We start from the raw sequence: 25247 nt of genomic DNA, 5'->3' as shown, positions 1-25247 counted from the left end.
GAACAGGCATGCCTTAGGCGTCGAGGCAGGCCACGACCTGGACGCTCACGGGAACCGTCCCGGTGTTCGTCACGGTGATGCTGCGTGGACCGCCGGCCACCAGGGCGGTCAACACGCTGGCGTTGGCGACGAGCAGGCTGCCCTCGACGGTGAGCGCGTCACCGTCGGTGCCGCTGTTGGAGGGGGTCACCGTCACCGTGGCCAGGCTGCCGTCGGCGCTGGTGCACGAGATCGCGAGCAACGCGACGTTGCCCGTGGTCGGCAGCAGGGCGATCTCGGCCGAGTCGTCCGCCCCGCCGGAGGCGTCGAGGTCCGCTCCCGAGACGACGTAGGAGTCCGGCTCGAGCTCCGCGCCGACGGGGAGCATCGGCCCGTCGTGGACGCTGACGGTGGCACTGACGGATACCTGCACCATGACGATCCCCTTTTCCAGGTTGAGGCGCGGCCGCGACGGGGCCGTCGCCCACGAGCGTCGCGCCGTGGCGTCACCGAGGGGTCACATCCGCGTCAACGGCAGCCAGCTGCTCGAGGGGGACCGGGTGACGTGACGGCGGTTTGACGGGTGAGTGACGCCCGGCGGCCATGCTCGGCACGTCAGGCCAGCGCAACGCGGGCGTCGAAGGAGCTCTCATGACCATCACCCCCACCTACCCGGGCGTCTACATCACCGAGGTCCCGAGCGGCAGTCGCACCGTCACCGGGGTGGCGACGGCGATCGCCGCCTTCATCGGGGTGGCGCCTCGCGGGCCGGTCGACGACCCGGTGCCGATCAGCAGCTTCTCGGAGTTCGAGCGGCGCTTCGGCGGCCTGTCGCGTGGCAGCGGCATGGGGTATGCCGTCCGCGACTTCTATCTCAACGGCGGCGGCCCGGCCCTCGTCGTCCGCGTCGCCCACACCGACTCGGCCGCGGCGCGGCTCGCGGTGGGCGCGCTCCAGCTCGAGGCGGTCGGCCCCGGCTCGTGGGCCGACGTGCTCGAGGTCGAGGTCACGCACCCGTCGGCGGCGGACGCGGCCGACATCGCCGAAGGGCAGGGTGCGGGCGTCGAGGCCGATGACCTCTTCACGCTCACCGTGCGCGAGGGCTCCGGCCCAGGCGCACCCGCGGAGGTCTACCGCAACGTCACGATGGTCGACGGGCCGCAGCGCGTGGACCGGATGCTCGAGTCGTCGCTGCTCGTGCGGGCCTCGGCGACGCCGAGCGGCGCCCGCCCTCCGGAGGGCACGGTCACCGTGGCGGCCGCAGACGTCGGTGCCGACGGTGCCGCCGTCGATGCGGACGACTACGCCGGCCCGGGCTTCGACGGCGACAAGCGCGGCCTCTACGCCCTCGAGAAGGCTGACCTGGTCAACCTCATCTGCCTGCCACCGCCGACGCCCGGCGGAGAGCTGCCCGCCGCCCTGTGGGCGACCGCTGCGGCATACGCCGTGACCCGACGGGCGTTCCTGCTCGTGGATCCGCCCGCCGTGCTCACGGTCGGTGACGCGGCGACATGGGCCGCGACGAACGGGCTCACCGGTGTCGCCAACCGCAACGCGGCGATCTACTACCCGCGCATCCGTCGCGCCGACCCCCTGCGCGGCGGCTCCATCGACACCTTCGCCCCGTCCGGCGCCGTGGCGGGTGTGTTCGCCCGCACCGACGGCTCGCGAGGCGTCTGGAAGGCGCCGGCCGGGCTCGAGGCCGGGCTGACCGGGGTCGTCGACCTCTCGGTCAGCCTCACGAACGACGAGAACGGCTCGCTCAACCAGGTCGGGGTCAACTGCCTTCGAACCTTCCGCGAGGTCGGCGCCGTCGTCTGGGGTGCGCGCACGCTGCGCGGCTCCGACACGCTCTCCGACGACTACAAGTACGTCCCCGTGCGGCGCCTGGCGCTCTTCCTCGAGGAAAGCCTCTATCGCGGCACGCAGTGGGTCGTCTTCGAGCCCAACGACGAGCCGCTCTGGTCGCAGATCCGGCTCTCGGTCGGAGCGTTCATGCAGGACCTGTTCCGCAAGGGCGCCTTCCAGGGCACGACACCCCGTGACGCCTTCTTCGTGCGTTGCGATGCGGAGACGACGACGCAGTACGACATCGACCGCGGCATCGTCAACATCCAGGTGGGCTTCGCCCCGCTCAAGCCGGCCGAGTTCGTCATCATCTCGATCCAGCAGAAGACTGCTGCGGCGACCGTCTAGGAGGCATTCCCATGGCTGAGTTCTCGGTCAACGCAACACGATTCGACCCGTACAAGAACTTCAAGTTCCGCGTGAAGTGGGACGGCCGCTACGTCGCCGGCATCAGCAAGGTCGGCGCGCTGAAGAAGACGACCGAGGTCGTCAAGCATCGCAACGGCGGCGACCCGTCGAGCAGCCGTAAGTCCCCCGGACGCACGGAGTACGAGGCCATCACCCTCGAGCGTGGCGTCACGCACGACGTCGACTTCGAGCAGTGGGCCAACAAGGTGTGGAACTTCGGCAGCGGCCTCGGGGCCGAGACCTCGCTCAAGGACTTCCGCAAGGACATCATCCTCGAGGTCTACAACGAGGCGGGCCAGCTCGCGATCGCCTACAAGGTCTATCGCTGCTGGGTCTCGGAGTACCAGCCCATGCCGGAGCTCGACGCCAACGCCAACGGCGTCGCGATCCAGACGATCAAGCTCGAGAACGAGGGCTGGGAGCGCGACTACGCGGTGGCCGAGCCGACCGAGCCGTCCTTCACCGAGCCGTGATGCCCGCGCGGCCCGGCGAGACGCTGGCGCTCTGGGAGGCCCTGGCGTCCACGACGTCGGTGGCCCGCGGAGCCTCGCTGCTCGTCGCGCTGGGGGCCGCCGACAGTCTCGCCGACGCCGTCCGTATGCCGCTTGCCACCGCCGCGCGGGCGGCACTGGGTGAGCTCCGGGAGCGGGCTGGCCTCGAGGTGCAGACCGTGCTCACGTGCCCGGACTGCGGTGCCGTCCTCGACGTGCCGCTCGCCCTCGACGACCTGCTCGAGACGACCGACGACCGGCCCGGCGCGGCTGCCGGTGGCGTCGCCACCGTCGACGGGATCGTCGTGCGCGGACCCACGACGGAGGACCTGCTCGTCGCGCTCGCCAGCGCACAGCCGTCGGCCGCCCTGCGCGACCGGTGCGTGACGTTGCCCGCTGGGGTCGACGCTGCCACCCTCGACCCGGCCGTCCTCGAGCGGGTGAACGCCGTCGCCGAGGAGCTCGCGGGTGCATCGGCGCTCGCGGTGCGGCTCGTCTGTCCCGACTGCGGCAGCGACGTCGCGGCCGACGTCGACGCGGTCGCGCTGTTGGCCGACCGGGTCGCCGACGAGGTGCGCGACATCCTCGGCGACGTTGCCGAGCTGGCTGCGGCGTTCGGCTGGTCGGAGACCGAGGTGCTGCACCTCTCGGACGCCCGGCGCGCGGCCTACCTCGAGCTCGCACGACGCGGTGGTGCCCGATGAGCGACGTCTTCGACCGGCTCGTCGCACGGACGACGCACCGCGCACCGGCGCTCGTCGCGCGCCGACCGAGCCGGTTCGAGCCAGCGGCTCGAACCCGACCGGCCGCACCACTCCCAGAGCCCGGCCTCGAGATCGAGGGCGACTCCCAGGGGGCCGAGGTGGAGCCGGCCGAGCTGCTCGTTCGACGAGGCGAGCCAAGTGTGACCCCCGCGCGGCGCCGCCCCGGACGGCGGGCCACCCCGGTCGACGGGATCCCCGATGACACGCCGCCGACAGCGGCCCTTCCGGGGCGTCGGCGACCGCCGTCCGCGTCTGTGCTGCGCGACTCCGGAGTCCCTGACGACGGGGGCGGACGCGTTCCGGAGTCGGACTCGCAGTCACCGCCCAGATCAGCCTCGGCAGCGCACGTCGGCGAGACTTCCTCGGCCCGTGCGGACCCGTCGAGCACCCCGACGCCGGAGCGGTCGGGGCCCGAGCTATCGGTGACCGGGACCTCGCCAAGCCCTGCAGCGACAGGCGAAGTCATGGTGCGGTCGGCGTCCATGGCTGGGACAGAGACCAACTCGTCAGACCAGAGGCGAGGAGCACTCTCGCGCAGCACGATTCGCACGCCGGCCACGCGCACCATCGGCCCGGAGGCACTGCTCGCCGACCACCTCGGCCCCGCTCTCGTCGAGTCGGGTGCCCTCACCGAGGCAGAGGTGGCCCGGCTCGTCGCCGTGCCCACGCGGGATCGCGACCGACCTCGCCACGACGGCCGCACCTCCGTGGGGATCGACCCGGTCGAGGTGCCCGCGGCGGCGGAGGTGCACCTGCACATCGACCGTCTCGAGGTGCGCCGCCCACCGGCCCCACCGCCCCCGGCCTCCCCAGCCACGCGCGAGACGGCAGGGTCGCACCCGGTCGACCACACGGCATACCTCGACCGCCAGCGGCGGAGGGCAGGAACGGGCCGACCATGAGCAACACGCTCGCCATCGCGGCGGTCACCTCGACGATGCGGCACGTCCTGCACGAGTCGCTCGGCGGGGCGCAGCCGGGCCCGATCGGCGGGGCCGACGTCACGACCTACCGGCCGGCCCAGCTCTCCGACGCCGACACGGTCGGCAACGACGCGTCGGGCCTCAACGTCTACCTCTACCAGGTGACCCCCAACCACGCGTGGAACCTCAGCGACCTGCCGACCCGTCACGGCGACGGGTCGCTCGCCCGGCGCCCCGTCGCGGCGCTCGACCTGCACTACCTCGTCACGGCATACGGCGACGAGGAGGCGCTGGAGCCGCAACGCCTGCTCGCCCGCGGGACGCTCGCGCTCGCCTCGACACCGGTCTTCACCAAGGCGGTCATCCAGGCGGCGATCGACAAGTACGATACCGACCCCACGGGGTTCCTCGCCGATGCCGACCTCGCGGACCAGGCCGAGCTCGTCAAGGTGAGCCCGACGCCGCTCTCGCTCGAGGAGATGTCGAAGCTCTGGGGTGTCCTCGGCACGCCCTACCTGCTCTCGCTCGCCTACACGGCCACGGTCGTGCTCATCGAGGCCGACGTCGTGCCGCGACGCGCCCTGCCGGTGCGTGAGCGGGTCGTCGCCGTGCGGCCACTGACACGGATCCGGCTGGAGGCAGTCGAGGTCGACGGTGGCGGTGCGGTCGTGACCGGGGCAACGCTCGTGCTCACCGGTGGCGGACTGCTCGCAGCCCACACCGCCGTGTCGGTCGGGAGCGTGCGACTTGTCCCGGATGCCACCTCGACGACGACCCGGCTGACCGTCACTCTCACGGCCGACGTGTCCGCGGGAGTGCACGCGGTGCAGGTGCTGCGCGTGCAGCCCGCCGACCCCGTCGCAGGCACGCCCGAGCGGGTCACCGACCGCTCGTCGGGCCTGCCGGTCATGGTCCTTCCGACGCCGGGTCCGGTGACGAAGACAGCCACGCTCGTGCGAGTGCCGGTGGCGCCGCCGCTGCGTGAGGGGCAGCGCGCGACGGTGACCTTCGGCCGGCTGAGCGGGGGACAGCCCGATGACCCACCGCTCGTCGGCGCAACGTTCCCGCCGGTGCTCGCTGCAGATGCTCCCCTCGCGCGGCTCGACGTCGCCCGCAACGAGCTGACGGCGGGCACGTGGCTCGTGCGGGTGTCGGTCGACGGCGCCGAGAGCCTGCCCACCCTGAGCGGCGACACCTATGACGGCCCGGCTGTGACACTGCCGTGAGCGACGACGGGCCCGACGACTCCGACCGGGCGGACGCGCATGCCGCACCATCTGCGGGGGACTCGTCGCGGCCTTCCGGACACACGTCGCCGTCGTCCGGACACCCCTCGCCCCGCGCCGAGCACGCCCGCGCCTCGGCGGACAGGGTCGCCTCCCTGTCCGCCGAGGCGCAGCGCGACCTCGTCGTCGCCGAGCTCGACATCGTGCGCGCCATCGTCACCGGCGCCGACGTCCAGTCAGCTCAGGCGAGGCTGACGGCACTGCGTGAGGCCGTGCTGGGCGCGAGTGCCCTCGACGAGATCGAGACGGGCTTCGGGCTGTCGGCGTTCGAGCGGCGGACCCTCCTGCTCGCCTGCGGCCCCGAGCTCGTCGGCGACGTGGCCCGCGAGCTGCTCGAGCACACCGGGCAGCCGCGCCTGTGCTTCGGCACCGCGCTGTCCACGTTGCCCGACGCGCACTGGGACGCCCTGACGCACCAGGCGCCGCTGCGCCACTGGGGAATGCTGCGCCTGTCCGACCCCGACGCGCTGCTCTCCAGCCCCCTCGTGCCTGACGAGCGCATCGTGCACCATCTCGTCGGGGTGGCCGCCCTGGACGAGCGACTCTCGGCGCTGAGCCAGCCGGTCGAGGCTCCCGCGTGGCTGCCCCCGACCCTGGGGGCGGTCGCCGCAGAGGTCGTGTCGCGGTGGGCGGCATCGGGCCCGGTGGTGCTGCACGGCCCCCAGCCGGCGACGACCCGGGCGGTGGCGGCCGCCGCCTGCGCAACCGTCGGCCTGGCGCCGAGGCTGCTGGGCGCCGCCGACCTCGCGGCGACCACCACCGACCTTGTCGTGCTGCTGCGCCGCCTCTTGCGGGAGACCGTGCTCGCCCGGGTCGCCTGGCTGGTCGACCTCGACGACCTGCACGACGTGCGGGTGTCGGTCACGGGGCTCGGACGCGCGCTGAGCACGTGTGACGCGCCGGTCGTGCTGCTCGCCTCGAGCGGACCGGGAGGCGCACCCCTGGACGGCATGGGCCTGCCCGTTCTCGAGGTGCCGCGCCTCGGGGTGGGCGACCGGCGCAGGTCGCTGGCGACCGCCCTCGACCGCGTGGGCGCCCAGGTGCCGGAGCAGGAGGTCGCCGCTGCCGCCGGCGCCTTCGACCTCTCTGTGGCCGACGTCGAGGTCGTCGCGGCCGAGGTGACACAGGGCCGCCGGCTCTGGTCCGCCTGCCGCCGTCGCCCCCGCGCCGACGTCGGCAACCTTGCGCGAGTGCTCATCCCGCGCGCCGGCTGGGACGATCTCGTGCTGCCCGAGCCGCAGCTCGAGCAGCTCCGGGCTCTCGTCGCGGCGGTGCGCCACCGCTCGACCGTGCTCGAGGACTGGGGCTTCGCCGCGCGGACGAGCCGCGGACTCGGCACCGCGGCGCTCTTCGCCGGCGCCAGCGGCACGGGCAAGACCTTCGCCGCCGAGGTCATCGCCCACGAGCTCGAGCTCGACCTTGTGCACGTCGACCTCAGCCAGGTCGTCGACAAGTACCTCGGCGAGACGGAGAAGCGGCTCTCCCGGCTCTTCGACGCCGCCGAGAACGGCGGGATGGTGCTGCTCTTCGACGAGGCCGACGCCCTCTTCGGCAAGCGGTCCGAGGTCAAGGACAGCCACGACCGCTACGCCAACGTCGAGGTCGGCTACCTCCTGCAGCGGCTCGAGTCCTTCGCCGGTCTCGCCGTGCTCACGACCAACGCCCGAAGCGCCCTCGACCAGGCCTTCACTCGCCGGCTCTCGGCGATCGTCACGTTCCCGTATCCCGACCGCGCGGCCCGGCTGCGCATGTGGTCACAGGCCCTGCCGCCCGCCCTGCCGCGTGCCGAGCTCGACCTCGGCCGGCTCTCGGAGGCCGATCTCTCCGGCGGTGGCATCGCCTCGGCCGCGCTCCAGGCCGCGTACCTCGCCGCCGACGACGGCCGCGAGCTGACGATGGAGCAGCTGATGCGTGCCGTGCGCTGGGAGCTCGCCAAGACCGGTCGGGCCGCCGTGAGCGCGCCGCGGGCCGCCAGGCGTGGCGGGCGAAGCACCTGAGCGCGCGCACCCCGGGCCGTATGCCGCCGCCCACCGTGGAGCAGGTCGCCGCGGGCTCGATGTCGCCGGCGCGGCTCGGGCCACCCTTTCGGCCCGAGGCCGCGACTGCGGCCTGAAGCCACCGCCCACGGGTGGCTGCACGCGTCAAGGGTGGCTTCGTCGCAGACGGGTGGCTTCTAGAAGTTGCCGACCAGCCCGCGCAGGCCGGGGATGACGCCCGACCGACCGAGCTGCAGCAGGTCGACGGAGAGGATCACCCGCACATCGGGCACGGCGGTGTGGGCAGGTGCCGGCACCTGTTGACGCAGCTCGACGCTGCCGCCCTCGGCGGTCGGGAAGATCTGCCGTGGCGCCAACACGTCGGGGTAGGCACCGCCTGAGAGCGTGACCCCCGGCAGGATCCCGAGGGTCGCATGGGCCTCCCGGATGCGCAGCTGGTTGTCGACGGGGTCGAAGGCCCAGGCCATCTCGGCGCTCAGGGTCAGCCCCTGCCACCCGAGGCGGCGTCGGACCGGCTCGAGCAGGTCATCGAAGGAGAAGTTCGTCTGGAAGCCGTAGATCCGCTGCGTCGGCCCCTGACCGCTCGGCAGGGTGTAGCTGAAGTGGGTCAGCGGCATGCCTGGGATGAGGGTCAGCGGGGTCGCGAGGTTGACCCCCGACAGGACGCGCCGACCGTTGGGGTCGCTCAGCAGCGCCCCACCCGAGAGCGCCAGCGTGCCGGCGCCGAACCCGATGAGCCCGGCTTGCTCGCCGCCCGACAGGCGCCCGAACTGACTCCGGGCACGCAGCGTGAGTGGCTCGATGAGCCGGCGCCGGACCTCGGGGTTGTTGTCCTTGGCCTGGTCGGCGATGGTCGACAGTCCGCCGAGGAGGACCTGCCCGGGGTCCGCGGCCGGTGTCCTCGCGGTCGTCGTGGTCGTCGGGGCCGTCCCTTCGCCCTGGCACTGCGCTGCGACCGGCCGGCGCTCGCGCACCTGAGCCCTTCCGCCCGCGAGCACGCGGGACGCCGCAGCATCGGCCTCGCGCTCGGCGGCCCCGCCGGCGGCGTGGCTAATGGCACCGCCGGCCGCAGCTCGGCCGCCCGCCGACTGCTGCACGACGTGGGCGAGCTCGTGCGCCAGCGTATGCCGGCCCCGCGCCGTCGTCATCGCCCCGGCCGCCGCCGGCCCGAGGGACACCTCGCTGCCGATCGTGAGGGCACGGGCACCGGCGGCGCGCGTCACGGCATACGCTCTCTCGTCGGCGTGCACTCGGACCGCGCCGAAGTCGTGCCCGAAACCGCGCTCCATCGCCGCGCGTAGGGAGGGCTCGAGCGCCACCCCCTCGCGTGGCGGCGTGGATGCGTCCACGGCGCGCTCGGTCGTGCGAGCCGGGGCCGACCACGAGAAGACGGGCATGGCGCTCACCCGGCGGCGGTCAGCCGCCGGCCCCTCGCGAGACGCGGATGGTCAGCGGCTGCCCCGGCAGCAGCTGGGCGCCGCCGGCCGGGATGGTGCCGAGCACCGTGTTCTTCCGTATGCCGGGTGCGTCCTCCTCGACGACCGTGACCGGCAGGCCCGCGTCGGTGGCGAGCCGCGTGACCTTCGCCAACGTCGAGCCGGAGAAGTCCTCGACCTTGAACCGGGTGAAGTTGGGCGCCGGCTTGTCGGTGCCGAACCAGAACCACATCTCGAAACGCCCGCCGGCGATGTCGTCGGTCGTCGGCAGCCGCAGCACGGTCTGTCCCTGGACCGACTGCGAGACGGCGTGACCGTTGAGGTGCCGCTCGGGGTTGCGGGCGTCCATGATCGCCCAGCCGTCGAGCTGGAAGCGCATCCTGATGGGCAGCGCCGGAGACCCGAGCCGGTTGTTGCCCGCGAAACCGGCGAGGCGTTCGCGCACCCGCCCGAGCACGCTGTCGAGAGGCAGCCGGCTGCGCCACAGGATGAGGTTCTTGCGGGCGACGAGCTCGCCGACGAGCTCGACGGTGTGCAGGGCGAAGGACTGGTCGCTCCACTGGTCGAGCTCGGGCGGGGTCGGCCATGGCAGGTCCATGAGGACGCGACCCACCGGCTTGCCGTTGACGCTCTCGGGCAGCACCAGCGAGTCGACCGTGATCGCGATGCCGGAGACGAGGTCCCCGATGTCGACGACGCCGTCGTTCTCGAAGGGCGACCCGTTGAGGAAGGACGTGTCGATGACGTGCATGCCGAGCGTGCCGGCCACGGAGACGTCGAGCTGCGCCGACACGCGCACGGGCGCGAGGGCGAGGCCGTCGACGGTGAGGGTCAGCACGTCGCTAGGCCCCTGGGCGAACGACGGCTGCCACACGAAGGCAGCGACTCCAGAGGCATCGGGCTCAGAGGTATCGGTCGAGCCCGCGCCGGTGCCGCTCAAGGTGGGCGGCACGGCCGCCCCGTCCGGCGACGCGAGCACCAGGGCACCGTCGGTGCCCTGCGCGACGACCTTGACTCGGGCGGGCCCGCACGGGCTGTCGACGGCGACCCTCACGAGCTGCGGCACCGTCACACCCTCGGACGACACCTCCTGACCGTCGCCACCGAGCAGGCGCAGCGTCGGGGTCGTGGCGAGCTGGGCCAGCGCGTCCTGCACCGTGCGGGTGCCGCCGAAGGCGTCGCACGCCGGTTCCCACTGGACCTGTGAGGCGATGCTGAGCCGGCCGCTGACGATGACCGCGACGTCGACCGGGCTGTTCGTGTCGTCAAGGCGCTGCGCGGTCAGGGTCTGGGTCGGTGCACCCGTCGGGTCCAGCGTCCACTTCACTGCGGCAACGCCGTCCGCGCCCGTCGCCACGACACCACCGGCCGGCGCCGATCCGGAGACCGCCTCACGCAACGTGCCGCCCTCCGGGGTGAAGCGGACCGGAGCGCCCTCGACGGGCAGCCCGCCGTTGCGCACGACGACCCGCACGGGAGCGCCGAGCTCGTCGCCGGGCATGGCTTCCTGGCCGTCGCCGCCGACGAGGTCGATAGTGACGAGGCCGGTGAGCGGTGGGAAGAGGTGGCGGCAGTCGGACTCCAGCGTCCACGACGTGCCGGTGCGGCTGAGGATGCCGAGCGGGGCGTGGTGGTGGACCGGCCCGACAGGCGGCCGGGGCGACGACGGCGCCGAGTCCCATGGCCAGTCCAGCGTGCCCTGCCTGGCGCTCGTGCCGTACGCGAGGCGGGCTGTGCGGGCCGGCACGAGCCAGAAGTCTCCGACGCCCGGAGTGCCGCCCGTGGGGAACGACACGGTGATGCCGCCCTCGAGGTCGGTCTGTCCCGTCGTGAGCGGGCTCGGCCCGCCGTCCCAGCGGCGCACCACCGGTGCCCGCCCGAGCGCGGGCACGCTCGCGGGCGCTCCGGCGAGCCAGTGGACGTGGGTGACGAGGTCGACGACGGGTCCGACCCGCGCGAGGAAGCCGGGCAGCTCCCGTAGCTGCCGGTCCGAGCTCGTGACCTCGACCAGGTCGCCCTCCCTGATGCTCAGCTCCTCGTCCCGGCCGACGCGGTCGAGTGTCAGTGCCGCGTCCATGCCAGGTTCTGTGGTGACCCCGATCTGGACGAGTCCTGCTGTGACAGAGCCGTTCTCGCGCGACCAGACGAAGCGCGGCTGCGGCGTGACCGAGCAGATCTCGACGCGGTAGAGCTGGTTCTCGAGCCGCTGGTAGCCGCCGCCGGACGTGATCTGGCACGGGTCGGCGTCGGGCGCCGCCGGTCGCAGGCCGGCGACCATCGTGCGCGGCGTGCGCTCGGCGACGTCGTCGAGCTGAGAGCAGACCTCGCCGCCGCCGAGGCGCGTCAGCGACACCTGCCACGCCGTCTGCTCACGCATCGCCGTGTCGGGCCCGCCCAGCGCCGACTCGAGCAGCTCGGGCCGCTCGTCGGGCGAGACGGTCCGCTCGAAGACGTCGAGGTATGCCGCATACCGGCCGTCTCCGTCACCCGCGGGCGGCTCGTCGAGGCCGGGACTCGACCCGGCGCCGGTGCCGATCGTGGGGCGGTAGGGCTGGTCGGCGAGCGGCCACGCGCCGGCGGCGGCGTTGGCCGGGTCGGGCGCGGACTCGGCCAGCACGCCGTCGACGTAGTAGTGCCCGGGCGTCACGCCGAGCCTGGCCCAGGGCACTTCGGACGGCTCCGACCCGTTCGTCAGGTCGACGATCGCGAAGGGGCCAGGTCCGCCGTCGAGGGGCTCGGGGCCGCCGCTCGGTCCGACGATGTCGGCCGTGCGGGCCGTGTCGTGGTGGGCTGTGATGGCGGCCTGCTCGTTCCAGTCGGCATCGAGCATCACCCGCCCCTGCTGCATGAGCACCGACCGGTAGGCGAGGGCAGGATCGTGGGTCCAGCGAGTGAGGTCTGCGTGCATGGTCAGCTCCCGAACATTCCGATCTGCATGCCCGCGGGGACGTAGGGCCCGACGAGTCGTCGGGCCGCGTCCATCCGTTGCGGACGGCGGAGGTGGTGGTGGACGCCCATCTCGGACCCGAACTCGCCACCGTGCCGGATCGACACGAGGGCGCTCGGGGCGAGGCTGGGATAGAACGGTGAGCCCGGCTGCGTGGACAGGTAGCTGGGTGAGACGGAGGTCGTGGCGTCGGAGGCCGGCACGCACCGGAAGCGACGCGGGACTCGTGATCCGGGCCCGATGAAGCTGAAGCGCGCGCACCCGACCTGGCGGTCGACGACGGTGACGGTGCCGTCGCAGATGCTCGAGGTGACCTCGAGCCAGCGACAGCCGACGTCACCGAAGAAGGTCGAGCCGACCACCTCGAGATGAGCCCCCGGCGCAGCGACGGCGGCCACCGCGGACGAGCTCAGCGCGGGGTCGACGACGCTGTCGACGGCCAGTACCTCGGGCACGGTGTCGACGAGGTCGAGCGACGCGACGACGCTGCGGCGCACCGCCACCGCGAGCTCGCGGTTGGCTCCAGGCGCGCTCGACGCGACACGCACCCGGCCGGCCACGGTGCACTGGCTCAGGGTGAGTGACCCGAGCTCGCCCGGCTCGACGACGACGTCGCCCTCGATCACGAAACCGTCGAGCAGCAGGCTCGCGCCAGGGGCGCCGGTGACGTGGAGGTCGCCCAGCACGTGAGGCCGGAGCCCCTCGGTGGAGTAGACGCCGGGCACCGGTGCCTCGATGTCCCCGTTGAGCAGCTGCCGGCCGCGCCAGTGGGCCGCGACGAGCACGAGACGGCTCTCGGCGGGCACCCCGATGGTGAGGTCGGCGGCATACGTCTCGCTGTCGGCGACCGACACCACCTGTGTGATGCCGACGAGCCGGCGCGAGGGGTCGGCCCAGCCGGCGTCGACCTCGGCGAGCGCGTCGGTGATGCTCACCTCGACGCCGGGTGCCGCGGGTCCGGTGCGCACGAGCACCTGCGCACCGACGCGGTCGCGCACCGGCACGGGCTCCTCGTCGGTGCGGTCGAGGTCACCGGTGAAGGGGTCCGCGGCGAGGGCCGCGTCGTGGCCGAGCGTGCGGTCGTAGGTGCCCGCGCCGACGTCGGCGACGGTGCCGTAGGCGTGGTCGAGATGCATCGTGGCGGGGTCGGTGGGCACCCCGTCGAGGTACGGGTGGAGCAGACCCCGGACGGCGTCGACCAGGACCTGCCAGCCCGAGAGGGGTGCTCCGCCGCTCGTCGCGAGGTCCTCGAGACCACACACCCTGATCCGCTCGGGGGCGAGCGGGTCGTCGCCCTCGACGCTGACGGCGATCGGCAGGTCCTCGCCGGGCAGCCCGGCTCGCGCAGCCGCGAGTGCGGCCAGCAGCCGCCGGGGCCGCAGCGGCACCGGCAGGTCGGACTCGGTCGCGAGGTGCTCGATCGCCTCCTCGGTCGTCGGCACGGCGAAGAGAGGTGCCTCGGCACCGAGCGGGTGCACGCTCCACGCGTGTGTGAGCCGGCGTGCCGGCACCGCGGTGGCGTCGTGTACCTGCGTCGGGAAGACGAACACCCCGATGCCGCGGATCCCGAACCGACCGCGTCCCCCGATGGTGCTCGGGTCGATCGGGCGGACCTCACCGGTGTGGGCGAAACGGGTCAGCGCACCCCCGGCGAGCCGGGGCGACTCCAGCTCTGCCGACGCGGCGTCACGGACCGACCCGAGTGCGGGCCGCTCGAGATGCACGTGGTTGACGTGGGTCGTCGCGGCGAGGAGGCGGTACTCCTCGACCGCCCGGGTCGGCCAGCCGGTGACGTCGCGCACGACCTGCTCGATGACCGCGACGGTGCCCTTGCGCTTGCGGTAGGCGACGGTGTTGGCCACGACGCCCCGGCGACTCACCCCGGCGCCGGTCCCGGCGCCGAGGTCGCCGGGCAGGCCGATGAGCCCGACGAGGTCGGCGATGTAGGGCACGACCCACTCGGGGCAGGTCTCGATGAACCACGAGTCATAGAGGCGCTGCACGTCGTCCTCGACGACGGCGAGCTCGCCGGCGACCGCCTCCAGCAGCGCACGGAGCAGTCCTCCGGTGTCCGCGTCGCGCTCGACGACGTGGGGCGGCAGCAAGCCCTCGAGGTATGCCCTCCGGTCGGCCCGGCGGGCAGCCGACGTCGTCATGGGGTCACCACCTGCACGTCGAGCAGGCCGGCCGTCAGGCGCAGCGCCTGTGCGGGCAGGAGCCGGGACGGCGCCGTCGGGGCCTCGGGCGGGGGTCCCCACCGACCGGGCTCGGCCACGAGCAGGTCGCCGACGAGGCCGCCGGTCAGCTGCGGCATCGTGACGAACACGACGCCGGGCACCGCGGCCGCGACGACGAGCACGGCCGAGGCGGCCAGTGGCGTGGCGAGCTCCATCGACCCGAAGGCGGCCAGCAGCGCTCCCTCGACCGCCGCTCGCACGAGAGGCACTTCGTAGTGCGGGTCGACCTCCATGCGCAGGCTGGCGCCCACGTCGACGACCTCCGCGGGCAGGACGACCCTCGGGGCTCGGGTCTCCCGCGCGCCGTCGAGGGTCTTGCGGAAGTCGGTGACCAGGGAGTCGGCCGGCGCATCTCCTGTCGAAGCGAGCACGGAGAGGACGACGGTGTCGATTCGGCCGTCCCACACGAGGTCTGCCCGGGCGCGGCCGATCCCGGAATAGCCGCGCGCGAAGTCCTCGTAGTCGGTGACCGACACGGCCCGGTCGAGGGTGCGGACGCGCTGCGGCGCCGTGAGCCGCGCCTCCTCGAGCGTCTCGGAGGGGGCCCAGTCGTGGGCCGGGCCGAGGTTGGTCACCGAGGCGATGCCCCGCGGCTTGCGGACGGGCAGGCGCACCTGGTCCGCCTCCGCTGCGCCGTCCTCGCCGATGCCGACGCGGTAGGTCGCGCGCACGTTCTCGACCCCGGTCGGCAGGCGGGAGCCATGGACCCCGTCGCCGAACGTCACGGTGGTGGTGCCCGACTCAGCCTGGCGCACGATGTAGACGCGGTCCCTCGGTCCTGCCTCGAAGAGGGAGTCGACCCGGGTCCACTCGACCTCCTCGACGCGCACTTCGAGCACCGGCAGAGCACCGCTCGCTGCGGTGGTCGAGCGCACGAAGGTCAGAGGTGGGCGTCGCAGGTCGAAGGAGGCGAAGGCGCGACGGCCGTCGCCGCTGCCGAGCACCTGCTCGACGGTCTCGCCATGGGTCGCGACGGCCACGTTGGCCCGCACCCGCACCGTGCCGGCGTGGTAGGCGTGCTCGAGCGGCGGGTCGAGCGTGACCGTCATGACACCGTTGGCGACCGAGGCGGCGGCGGTGAGCCGGGTTGCCTCCACAGCGAGCTCGTCCGCGTCGGTCACGCCGGTGACGACGACTTCGCGGCCCTTGGGCAGCACCGGATCGGTCGGCACCAGGTCGAGCACGTGACCCTCACCGGCCGCCGGATGGCCGACGAGGTCCGGTCGCGGCATCCACGCGGCCGGCAGCTCTCGGGACACGGCGTGGACGAGCGCGTGGTTGCGGTCGAAGTCGTCGAGGTGCTCCGAGATGTCGAGGGTGACTCGCGTCAGCTTGCCTGACAGCGCGTACTTCGTCGCGCCGTCGGGATTGACCGACCCGACCTGGAAGGCCTCGGTGTGTCCTGGTTGCTCGAGCACGATCCAGGACCCGGGCAGGATGGCGGGCACGTCGCCGTCGATCTCGAGCGAGCGCGACCCGGGTTCGAGGTCGAAGTCTGGCCAGGAGCCCTGGTTGGCCTTGTCGATGAGTGCATGGTCGGGCGCGTTCCAGCCGAACAGGTTCAGGCGCTGGCCCAGCCGGTACACGCGCACGTCCTTCGCGGCGACGAGGTGCCGCGACCGGCGATACCCGAGCGGTCGGTCGAGGGCGAGGCGGGTCCACCCTGGTGAGTGCGCCGGGTCGACGTCGACCGCGGTGACCCGGCGGAAGTCCCACTTCTCGTGGTCGTCGCTGTGCGCCTGACCCTGGGTGACGCCGGCTCGCTCGCTGCCGACGACGAGCACGCGGTCGTCGACCTTGACACCGGACGTCGTGGTGTCGAGCCAGACGGTGTCGATGCCGAAGCCGAAGGGCTGCCGGACCCGGTCGTATGCCGCCACGGAGTTCCACGAGCCGCGCGCCTCGAGCTCTGCTGTCGTCTCGAAGGTCTGGGGGAGCTTGCCGGGTGCAGGCACGGTCTGGACCGGCGTGCCCTCGGGCACGACGACGACCTCCGGTGAGCCCGGTGCGGTCTCGACGTCGAAGGCGAGCTCGGCCTGCGCAGACACGCCTGGCCGCAGCTCGTAGCCGAGGCTGCGGGCCTGCTGGCGCACCGAGTCGCGCTCGGTGGCCGTGCGCAGGAAGCCCTCCTGGGCGATCCGCTCGGTGTAGAACGACACGACGTCGGTGACGACAGCCCAGGTGTCCAGCAGCGCGATCGCGGGGTCGTCGGTGCCCTGGTGGGAGAGGCTGCGGATGTCGAGCGGCTGGCTGTCCTCGGCGAGATAGGCCCGCATCCGCGCCAGGGCGGTCCCGTGCGGCGCAGTGCGCCAGCTCAGCGCGGACTGTCCGGGGAGGTTGGCCGCGGCGAGGTCGTCGACGCAGCCGGAGCACCCGGAGCCGTTGGAGCAGCCGGAGCCCGCCGTGCAGGAGCAGTCGGTCGTCATGCCCCACCTCCGAGGGAGATCTCGATGTGTCCCGCCTCGGGGTTGTTGACGTCGCTGTCGCAGCGCAGAAGCTCACGCGGCGCCATCGGGAGCTCGCCCGCGGAGAGCGAGGCCTCTGCGTCGAGGTCCGACGCGCCCGCGCGGGCGAAGCGGGTCAGCTCGACCCAGGCCAGGCCGTCGACCGTCATCGCCGCGGCGACGACGTCGGAGAGCCGCAGCGGCTGGCCGAAGGTGAAGCGGTCGGGGTGGAAGAAGCCGCGACGGCCGTCGCGACGCAGACCGGACGTGAAGGTCTCCCTGAGCAGCTGCTCGACGTCGGCGCGGAGGTGCCCGGCCAGGACACAGCCGCCGAGCTTGATCTCGAGGGCGACATAGACGGGTCGCTCGAGCTCCACGTCGATGCCGGCCATGCGCCGCACCTCGAGGGCTGCGATGACGCGGGGCAGCAGGGCCGGGTCGTCGGCGTGGGCGGCAACGGGGTCGACGGTGACCTCCTGGGCGTACCAGGATCCCGACCACCGCCGTCTGGCGACGGCACGCTGCACGCCGGGGTCCTGCTCGGCGACCACCGCGTAGTCCGCCGAGGTCACAGCCCGCAGCTGCTGGCGGAAGGCCGCCGGTGCGAGCTGTCGGACCTGCTCGAGACGCTCCGGGTCCGTGCCGCCGGTGCCGTGCAGGGGGTTCCACACCGAGACCACCGCGCCCGCACCGACGGGGTCGCGACCGTCGGCCAGGGGGAGCAGGCGCACGAGGCGGTCGGGTGCGACGTTGCCCGCCTCGCCGCCGCCGACCCGGTAGGTCGCAAGAGCTGTCGTGCCCGACACGGGTGCGCGACCGCTCACGCCGTCGCCGAAGCGCAGCCGGCTGACGCCGCCCGGCTCGGGCTCCACGACGACGTGCGTCGCGAGGCGGCCACTGCCGAGCAGGTCGGGTTGCGGTGTCCACGTGCGCTGTCCGTCGAAGAGGTCCAGCCAGGGCACGGCGGACCGGGCGTCCGGGTTCGCGAGGCTCGCCGCCGAGGCGGACGCAGGCAGCGACCGGTCGACCTGGCTGAGGCCCGGTCGCTGGAGTCGCGGTCGGTAGTCGGCCGGCTCGAGCACCGTCGGTGGCACGAGTGCCTCGTCGACGACGCCGGCGCCGTGGTCGGCCACGACCACGTTGGCGAGTGCGACAGCGAGCGCCTGGTCGGTGCCGGGCGTCGTGACGACGAGCGGAGCCGTCAGTGCGTCGGCCGCTGCCCAGCGCAGCTCCCACACCGTCAGCGTGGGTTCGAGCGGGTCCGTGTGGGCGCGGGCGTCGGTGACGAGCCGCACGGCGAAGCGCCGCGACGGGTCGCCCTCGCGGGGCAGTCCCCCGACCGGCCGGTCGACGAGGACGACGAGGTCGCCGGCCACCAGGCCGGGGTCGATGCCCGACTGGGTGCTGACGAAGGCCGCGGTCGCCCCGATCCGGAGGCAGTGTGACGGGTCGCCCCACGCGTGCAGCGGCAGGGCGTTGCGCTCGGGCCTCGCGACGAGGTCGGCCGCGGTCTCGAAGACCGCGCCGCCGAGCTCCACTGCGTCGATCGGCGAGCTGACCTCGACCCCGGGCTGGACCGGGAGGTCGGTGACCGGTGTGCCCTTCGGGATCGTGAGGTCGGAGTCGGTGGTGAAGGCGAGCAGGGTGCGGGCCGAGCAGCCCTCGTGCACGGTGTAGTCGAGCAGCCTGGCGTGCCGGCGCACGGACGTGCGACGACGAGCCGTCCCGAGGTAGGCCTCGACGGCGACAGCGTCCTGCCAGTAGGCAAGCCGGTCGCCGAGGGCGGCGAAGAGCTCGACGAGCATGACTGCCGGGTCGGCCGGGTTGCGGTCGGTCCAGTCGGGCAGGAGCGTCGCGAGCCGGTCGAGAAGCCGGCTGCGCAGGGCCTCGTAGTCGCGGGCGAGGTAGTCACCGGGCAGCAGGTCCGCGACGACCGGCACCGTCTCGGCGGCCGGTGAGCAGTCGAGGTCGGACGGGCAGTCGACCGTGAACGTGAAGGGAGCTGTCGAGAGGGGCAGGTCGACCCCGGCAGGCGCCCCGACCCCACCCGGACCGACGAGGCGCAGGGTGTAGGTGGACCAGTCGCCGCTCGAGCTGGTGCGCACCACGAGCGCGCGCCGCCGCTGCTCGTCGTCGGGCAGAGCCTGCAGGACGAGCTGCCGGTCGGCGGCCGACACACCGTCCAGCGGGTCGGTGGCCGGGGTGCCCGCCACCCCGACGACGGACACGGCCGGGAACGCCCAGTCGACCCGTACCGGGTTGAGGTCCGGGTCCTCGCGCACCCCGCCGACGACGCGCACCACGTCGGCGGTCCAGTCGGCCGGCACCGGGCCGTTCAGCAGGTGCACGAGCAGGGTGCGCTGCGGCGGAGCGCCGGGGACCTGTCCCGGGGTGCCGACGTGGTTGGAGAGCACCTCGATGACGTCGATGCCGTCAAGACCGGCCAGGTCGCGCACGAGGGCGCGACGGGCCTCGAGGTCGATGTCCGCGCTGAAGGGGAGCGCGTCGGGCGCTGTCACGGCATACCTCCCGCCCCGGCGGGGCCACCGGTGCCCGCGACGCTGACGCGGCGACGCTGGTCCGGACTCGTCGCCCGCAGGGGCAGGTAGTCCACGACGACCTCGAGCCGCGAGTCGACCGCCGTGACCTGCACGCTCTCGACCCGGATGAGCTCGCCTAGCCACTGCTGGAGAGCACCGTGCACGAGGGCCTGGGTCGACTCGGCCAGCGAGTCGCCGCTCGGCGCGAAGACGAGGCGGGCGACGCCACTGCCGAAGTCGGGCCGGTTGACGCGCTCACCGGGGCTCGTGAAGAGGACCTGCTCGATGAGTCCCTTGAGGTAGGCGTCGTCGTCGGCGAGCGTCGTGCGGCCCCGCAGGTCGAGACGCAACGGGAAGCCGACGTGGTGCGGGGCGTCGGCCCTTCGCGGGGAGACGTCGCTGCTCATGACGCACGCACCCTGACCTGGGTCTGCGGCGCGATGAGGGGCACCCCGGTGGGCACGCAGGTGCCCGGGGCTGCCTGGATCGCGAGCGGCTGCCTGCTGGCCGTCACCCGCACCGTGCCGGAGGTGAACGTGCCGGTGACACAAGGGCCCCCGGCGTTGGTCGGGAAGGGGCACCCGGCGATCGTCCACGGGCCGCTGAGCAGGACGACCGCCTGCCCGCCGACGGTGACCCGGGGGAAGGCCGCGGTGGGGGTCCCCGTGCCCTGGTGTGCGCAGCTGACCCGCGAGCCCTGGCTGAGGAGGTAGCCCGGCATCACATCACCTCCAGCGCACCGTCGTTGATCGACACCGACGCGGGCGAGAGCGTGATCTTCGAGGCACCGACCGAGACCTCGACGCCCGAGCTCGTCGCCGAGATCGAGATGCTCATCGCGACGGCCGGCGACGACACCTTGACGGTGATCCCTCCGGCTCCGGGCAGGTCGCTCAGCTCGATGCTCATCGAGTCGGTCTTGAGCACCTTCATCTCGGCGAGCGCCGGCGACGCCGGCACCTCGCCGGTGCCCCAGAAGCACCCTCCGAGGATGGGGTTGTTCGGGTTGCCCGCCTCGAACTCGACCCACACGTTCGCCCCCACGGGGGGCACGAGGAAGAGCCCGACGCCGTCGCCGGCATACGGAGAGCACGGGAGTGCCCAGCTCAGCTGACCGCTGCCGAGCACAGCAGGGCACGAGACCTGCACGCGGCCCAGCTGCATGGGGTCGATGTTGTTCTCCACCGTGCCGCGGTACTTGCCGAAGAACCGCGGTGAGGAGGTGCTCAGCTCATCGATGTCGACCGGCATGTCAGACCCTCACGATCGGGACGGTGGCGCCGTAGCCCTCGCGGGCGAGCGTGAAGTCGGCGGTGTAGCTGCCCGGGCTGATGTGGTGGACGACCTGCTGGACGTACCAGAGCCCGTCGTTGGACCAGCCGGCCCCGCGCAGCCCGACCAGTCCGCGCGGGCGGAGGATGGAGCCGTAGGCGCCGCCGTCGAGGTTGCCCTGGGCGGTGACGCAGTTGACGCTGCGGTCGGTCATCGACTGCGCGCGTCCCAGGGCGGTCGTCGCCGGCAGGCCCGTGTCACGGAACTGGCGGGTGCGCAGGTCGGCCTGGTGCACCGCCCATACCGGCAGGGCCGCGAGCGGCGGACGCAGGGAGCCGACCGTGCGCAGCGGCACGACAGTGCCGAGGCGGGAGTCCTGCACCTCTCCCTCGACGAGCTCCGGACCGAGCACGTCCTCGCGGAAGGTAGGGGAGCCGGTGACGTTGGTGTCGGGGCCGAGGTCGACCGACAGCGCCTTCTGCGGCAGGCCGACCCGCACCGGCGGGCCCCAGTAGAGCGTGGACAGGCCCGGCACCGGTCCGGGGCTGATGTAGCAGACGTAGCCGTGGTACGTCGCGAGTGCCTGCAGGTGCGCGTAGTCCGTCGCCTGCTGTGTGGGGGTGCGCTCGATGGGCAGCGGCGGGTCGAGAACCGGTGGGGGGATGACCTGCGCGACGATGCCGCGCGCGAGGTACGGCAGCGCGATGGTCTGCACCTGGAGGGCGTCGTCGAGACCGACATGCTCGGTGGAGACTTCGTGCCGGTCGAGGAGCAGTGACACGTCGTGACCGGTGACGCGCAGCTCCGCGTGCTGTGACGCGCTCCCGGGCGTCAGCTCTGTCTCGGTGATGATCCCGTCGAGCAGCACCTGCGGAAGGGCGCCCATGGTGAGCAGCACGACGACGCGGGCGTTGCCCCGGAGTGGTGAGGTCGTGAGCAGCGGCGTGTCGAAGACGGCCGTCGGGCCCGACCGGCCGGCGTCGAGGGTGATGGTGAAGGCGGAGCGTGCGCCGTCGGACTCGGTCACCGTGACCGAGCGCACCCGGGCCGTGACGTCCGGCGGCAGGGGGGTGGGCACCGTCGGTCCGGCGAGGACGGTGAGGTGCACCCCCAGCAGCGACATCAGCCGGTCACCCCCGGCACCGGCACGATGATCTCGGTGCCGACGGCTTCGTCGTCGACGAGCGCGTCGGGGTCGAGGGCGGCGTTGGCGTCGCAGACCCTCCAGAAGCCGAGGGGGTCGCCGGTGTAGCGGAAGCTGATCAGGTCGAGGCGGTCGTCGGGCACGACGAGATGCTGGGCCAGCGTGGTGTGGTCGGCCGGGTCGGGTGGGAACCGTCGCCGGTAGTAGCGCACGAGACGCCGGGTGCCATCGTCGGAGACGGCCTCGTAGGTCGCGGTCTCGACGTCGGAGTAGCGAGACATCGTCAGCCCCCGATCGAGACGGAGCCGCCGGCGGAGCCGCCCGCTGAGCCGCCGAGGGCGCCGGCAGCGGTGCCCGCGACGGAAGCCACGGCGGCCACGGAGGCCATCGTCTCCTTGAGCACCTGGTGCACGAGGAACAACGCGAAGCCGGGGTCGGTGGGCGAGAGGTCGTTGTAGGAGAGCACGTCGAGGGTGACCTCGACGCTGGCCCGGATCGGCATGAGGCCGGTGGTGAAGGCCTGCTCGCGGATCGTCAGGCTCTCGACACGCACGGGCACGACTCGGCCCGGGCCCCAGACCAGGACCGTGAGCGGCGCCTCGGGCGGCAGCACCTCGATGGTCCCGGCGAGGAGCAGGGCGGCGTTCGCCACGATCGTGACGCTGTTGGGGTAGAGCAGCATCTCGAGGGTCGCCAGGCGACCGGCGACGCCGGTCGTCGCCGCGAGCGGGTCGCCGCTCTCGAGGCCGTCGGTCGCGTCGAGCTCGACCGTCATCGAGATGCTCTCGGTCGGCGCACCCCAGATGCGGTGCGCGTCGGACGCGGAGCTGCCGCCCGACGGCGCGGCACGCGGTCGCAGGGTGCGGGTGACCTCGTCGGGGTTGTACTGGAAGATCACCGTGCGGGCGAGCGGGCTGAGCGGGTCGACCGCGACGATCGCGCCCGGCACCGTGCGCGGGCTTCCCGGGAAGCTGCTCATGTCGGCGATGGTGCTCGGGTCACGTCACGTCGATGTCACACCCATGTCACGCGCAACCGGGCCCGATGGCGGGGCACTTCTCCCGGACCGCCAGTGAGGCGCTGGCCGGAGGCGTACTGTCGGAAATGGTCAGGTATCAAACGCGTGGTTCCGCGGACTTATCTGTACCAGGTTGACGCCCGGGTGGCGGCACGCAGACACCTGCGACGGGCGTCGACGTCGACGAGACGACCCGTGCGATGCGCAGGAGGTAACGTCGTGACAGAGCACTTGGGGGTGCGACTGCCAGGACCCAGGGCGGCGCCGCTCGTCTCCATCCGCCTGCTCGGAGCCTTCGCCGTCGATGTCGACGGCCGTCCCGTGGCGCTGCCCGCGGGAGCCCAACGGCTGGTGGCGCTGCTCGCGCTGCGCGGGCGCACCGGTCGCAGCCGTCTCGCCGGCATGCTGTGGTCCGACACGACCGAGCACCGAGCCCTCGCGAGCCTGCGCACGGGCATCTGGCGGGTCAACCAGGCCGCGCCCGGCCTCGTCGTGGCCGCGCACGGGGTCGTCGAGCTGGGTCTGGCCCCCGACATCGACGTCAGCGGCCTCATCGACCGCGCCCATGCAGTGCTCCGTGGGGCGCCGGACGCCCTGACCTCTGTCGAGGGCCGGGTCGGTCCCGGCGAGCTGCTGCCCGACTGGGATGACCCGTGGCTCGACGCCGAGCGCGAGCGGCTGCGCCAGCTGCGCCTGCACGTGCTCGAGGCTGCGGCGGGTCGACTCGCCGAGCAGGGGCAGTACGGTCTCGCGCTCGAGTCGGCCCTCGCGGCGCTGCGGACCGACGACCTGCGTGAGAGTGCGCATCGTGCCGTCATCTCGATCCACCTGTCCGAGGGCAACCTCATCGAGGCCAGGCGTGCCTTTCAAAGCTGCCGCCGCGCTCTCCGTCAGGGCCTGGGCATCGAGCCTTCGGAGGCGGTCCTGTCCCTGCTCTCCCAGTGCGCGGGAGTGCCTCACGGGGCTGCGCAGGTGAACGGCGCGTCCCCGTCGGTGCTGGCGACGTCGTTCGACGGGCCGGCAGAGCGCTGACCTGCGGTCGGGGCCGGGCGCCGACGGCGGGCGCCGGCGGCGGTCGCCGGCGGGCGGGCGAGGTGTAGGCGGGCGACGCGTAGGCGCGGCGGTGCGGCGGTGGGGCGGTAGGGCGGTAGGGCGGTAGGGCGGCATACGGCGCTGGGACTGCTCACTCGTCCGCCGCGTCGAGGCCGGGCATCCAGGCGCCCGCTTCGGCGGAGAGCGGCACCGAGGCGCCGAGCAGGCACAGCACCCCGGTGGTGCCGGCGGCGACCCGCTGGACGAGGAGATACCGAACGGGGATGTGAAGTCTGCGCTGGGTGCGGGAGGTGGCGCCCCGGGGGTCGGAGAACCGCGTCGTCAGGCCACGCATCCATTCTCGGGTGAAGGTGAACCGGTCCTGCCGGAGCGGCTCGAGCACCGGGTCCACCAGGTCGAGCAGCGCCTCGGCGGTCACCTCGCCGCCGCGCACCAGCCCAGCGGCCGTCGCCACCTCGAGGAGGCGGTCGGCGTCACGGTCGCGCCCGGCGCGAAGCAGCGCAGCTAGCCTGGCCGACCACCCGTCGGGCGTGCTCAATGTCGAGCCGAAGTCGACGACCGCGAGCCGCCCGTCGTCGAGAAGCCGGAAGTTGCCGGGGTGCGGGTCGCCGTGCAGCCGACCGACCCGCGGTGGGCTCGACAGTAGGAAGCGGCACAGCAGCAGACCGGCCCGGTCGCGGTCGGCCTCGGTGCCGTGGCGAGCGATCTGGGCCACCGAGGTGCCATCGACCCACTCGGTGACGAGCACGCGCGAAGCGACGTCGACCACGCTGGGCACGACGAAGTCGGGGTCGTCGCGGAAGACCCGTGCGAACGCCGTCTGGGCTTCGGCTTCCTGCTGGTAGTCGACCTCGGCCATGATCCTGGTGGTCAGCTCGTTGAAGAGGTCACCGGCTTCGATGCCGGGGATAGCGACGCGCAGGATGGGCACGAGCCGGTCCAGCTGTCGAAGGTCCGTCGCCAGCGCTTCGCCCGCGTGCGGGTACTGGACCTTGACCGCTACCTCGCGGCCGTCGTGCCAGACGGCGCGGTGCACCTGACCGATGCTCGCAGCGGCCGCCGGCTCGTCGTCGAACTCGGTGAACCGGGTGCGCCACCGGCGCCCCAGCTCGTGAGCGAGCACGTCGTGCACCGTGCGGGTCGGCATCGGGGGTGCCGCCTCCTGCAGCTTCGTCAGCGCCTCGCCGTAAGGTCCGGCCAGCTGCTCCGGCAGGGCCGCCTCCATGGCGGAGAGCCACTGCCCGCCCTTCATCGCCGCACCCTTGAGCTGTCCCAGGACACCGAACAGCTGCTCGGCGGTGCGTGCCTGCACCTCTGCAGCGATCGCCTCGGCGGGCCGGCCGCCCACCCGCTTGCCTAGCCCGACGACGCTGCGGCCCACGAACGCGGCCGGGACCGTGGCCAGCCGGACGCCCCGGGTCAGGGCACGGGTGGGGAGCTCCACCCAGAAATCGTCCCAG

At 73.1% G+C, this 25247-nt stretch carries 21 protein-coding genes; 8 read left to right on the top strand and 13 right to left on the bottom strand.

The genetic code is table 11. From position 1 onward, the window contains the following. Positions 1 to 13: 13 nt before the first annotated feature. Positions 14 to 415, bottom strand: coding sequence for a hypothetical protein (locus ACYVLP_RS00705; protein ID WP_460625424.1), 402 nt, complete (start codon positions 413 to 415; stop codon positions 14 to 16). Between ACYVLP_RS00705 and ACYVLP_RS00700 the strand changes: the two genes are divergently transcribed. From ACYVLP_RS00700 to ACYVLP_RS00670, 7 genes are all read left to right on the top strand, one after another. Continuing rightward, the gene (locus ACYVLP_RS00700) at positions 414 to 548 is read left to right on the top strand and encodes a hypothetical protein (protein WP_460625423.1); all 135 of its coding nucleotides are present in this window, start codon (positions 414 to 416) and stop codon (positions 546 to 548) included. The two genes, ACYVLP_RS00705 and ACYVLP_RS00700, sit on opposite strands and share 2 nt — an antisense overlap. A gap of 82 nt (positions 549 to 630) precedes the next feature. Next, positions 631 to 2175 carry a phage tail sheath family protein gene (locus tag ACYVLP_RS00695; RefSeq protein ID WP_460625422.1) on the top strand — a complete coding sequence of 515 codons (1545 nt, stop codon included), beginning with the start codon at positions 631 to 633 and terminating at the stop codon, positions 2173 to 2175. Positions 2176 to 2186: 11 nt separating this feature from the next. Further along, positions 2187 to 2708, top strand: coding sequence for a phage tail protein (locus ACYVLP_RS00690; RefSeq protein ID WP_141842526.1), 522 nt, complete (start codon positions 2187 to 2189; stop codon positions 2706 to 2708). Then, the gene (locus ACYVLP_RS00685) at positions 2708 to 3430 is read left to right on the top strand and encodes a hypothetical protein (RefSeq protein WP_460625421.1); all 723 of its coding nucleotides are present in this window, start codon (positions 2708 to 2710) and stop codon (positions 3428 to 3430) included. Before ACYVLP_RS00690 ends, ACYVLP_RS00685 begins: the two co-directional genes overlap by 1 nt. A gap of 542 nt (positions 3431 to 3972) precedes the next feature. Next, the gene (locus ACYVLP_RS00680; RefSeq protein WP_460625420.1) at positions 3973 to 4392 is read left to right on the top strand and encodes a hypothetical protein; all 420 of its coding nucleotides are present in this window, start codon (positions 3973 to 3975) and stop codon (positions 4390 to 4392) included. Next, on the top strand, positions 4389 to 5639 hold the full coding sequence (locus ACYVLP_RS00675) for a Pvc16 family protein (protein WP_460625419.1): 1251 nt from the start codon (positions 4389 to 4391) through the stop codon (positions 5637 to 5639). Before ACYVLP_RS00680 ends, ACYVLP_RS00675 begins: the two co-directional genes overlap by 4 nt. After that, entirely contained in the window at positions 5636 to 7696 is a 2061-nt protein-coding gene (locus tag ACYVLP_RS00670) for an ATP-binding protein (RefSeq protein WP_460625418.1), read from the top strand. The genes ACYVLP_RS00675 and ACYVLP_RS00670 overlap by 4 nt, the downstream gene beginning before the upstream one ends. 176 nt (positions 7697 to 7872) lie before the next feature. Here ACYVLP_RS00670 and ACYVLP_RS00665 read toward each other — a convergent pair whose 3' ends face one another. Genes ACYVLP_RS00665 through ACYVLP_RS00615 form a run of 11 tightly spaced genes read right to left on the bottom strand, consistent with a single transcriptional unit; the run spans position 7873 to position 22695 of the window. After that, positions 7873 to 9093: an eCIS core domain-containing protein gene (locus tag ACYVLP_RS00665; RefSeq protein WP_460625417.1), complete on the bottom strand. Its 1221-nt coding sequence runs from the start codon at positions 9091 to 9093 to the stop codon at positions 7873 to 7875. A 19-nt stretch (positions 9094 to 9112) separates the two neighbouring features. After that, on the bottom strand, positions 9113 to 12040 hold the full coding sequence (locus ACYVLP_RS00660) for a DUF6519 domain-containing protein (RefSeq protein WP_460625416.1): 2928 nt from the start codon (positions 12038 to 12040) through the stop codon (positions 9113 to 9115). Positions 12041 to 12042: 2 nt separating this feature from the next. Then, entirely contained in the window at positions 12043 to 14235 is a 2193-nt protein-coding gene (locus ACYVLP_RS00655) for a hypothetical protein (protein WP_460625415.1), read from the bottom strand. Continuing rightward, positions 14232 to 16742 (bottom strand): baseplate J/gp47 family protein, encoded by a 2511-nt coding sequence (locus ACYVLP_RS00650; protein WP_460625414.1) that lies wholly within the window; start codon positions 16740 to 16742, stop codon positions 14232 to 14234. The genes ACYVLP_RS00655 and ACYVLP_RS00650 overlap by 4 nt, the downstream gene beginning before the upstream one ends. Then, positions 16739 to 19279, bottom strand: a complete 2541-nt coding sequence (locus ACYVLP_RS00645; RefSeq protein ID WP_460625413.1) for a baseplate J/gp47 family protein — start codon at positions 19277 to 19279, stop codon at positions 16739 to 16741. Before ACYVLP_RS00645 ends, ACYVLP_RS00650 begins: the two co-directional genes overlap by 4 nt. Then, positions 19276 to 19707, bottom strand: coding sequence for a GPW/gp25 family protein (locus tag ACYVLP_RS00640; RefSeq protein ID WP_460625412.1), 432 nt, complete (start codon positions 19705 to 19707; stop codon positions 19276 to 19278). The genes ACYVLP_RS00645 and ACYVLP_RS00640 overlap by 4 nt, the downstream gene beginning before the upstream one ends. Further along, entirely contained in the window at positions 19704 to 20021 is a 318-nt protein-coding gene (locus ACYVLP_RS00635) for a hypothetical protein (protein WP_460625411.1), read from the bottom strand. Before ACYVLP_RS00635 ends, ACYVLP_RS00640 begins: the two co-directional genes overlap by 4 nt. Further along, positions 20021 to 20551 (bottom strand): phage baseplate assembly protein V, encoded by a 531-nt coding sequence (locus tag ACYVLP_RS00630; protein ID WP_460625410.1) that lies wholly within the window; start codon positions 20549 to 20551, stop codon positions 20021 to 20023. Before ACYVLP_RS00630 ends, ACYVLP_RS00635 begins: the two co-directional genes overlap by 1 nt. Position 20552: 1 nt before the next feature. Further along, positions 20553 to 21695 (bottom strand): hypothetical protein, encoded by a 1143-nt coding sequence (locus ACYVLP_RS00625; RefSeq protein ID WP_460625409.1) that lies wholly within the window; start codon positions 21693 to 21695, stop codon positions 20553 to 20555. Further along, complete coding sequence (locus tag ACYVLP_RS00620; protein ID WP_460625408.1) at positions 21695 to 21997, bottom strand: hypothetical protein; 303 nt, start codon at positions 21995 to 21997, stop codon at positions 21695 to 21697. Before ACYVLP_RS00620 ends, ACYVLP_RS00625 begins: the two co-directional genes overlap by 1 nt. Before the next feature lie 2 nt (positions 21998 to 21999). Continuing rightward, a complete protein-coding gene (locus ACYVLP_RS00615; protein ID WP_452270814.1) occupies positions 22000 to 22695 on the bottom strand; it encodes a hypothetical protein in 696 nt (231 codons plus the stop codon). A 258-nt stretch (positions 22696 to 22953) separates the two neighbouring features. On the opposite strand from ACYVLP_RS00615, the gene ACYVLP_RS00610 reads away from it, so the two are divergent. Then, complete coding sequence (locus tag ACYVLP_RS00610) at positions 22954 to 23766, top strand: AfsR/SARP family transcriptional regulator (protein WP_460625407.1); 813 nt, start codon at positions 22954 to 22956, stop codon at positions 23764 to 23766. A 151-nt stretch (positions 23767 to 23917) separates the two neighbouring features. Here ACYVLP_RS00610 and ACYVLP_RS00605 read toward each other — a convergent pair whose 3' ends face one another. After that, entirely contained in the window at positions 23918 to 25231 is a 1314-nt protein-coding gene (locus ACYVLP_RS00605; protein ID WP_460625406.1) for an ABC1 kinase family protein, read from the bottom strand. Positions 25232 to 25247 lie beyond the last annotated feature (16 nt).

This window comes from Intrasporangium mesophilum (assembly GCF_054783095.1).
This window is presented reverse-complemented; position numbering and strand designations above follow the sequence as displayed.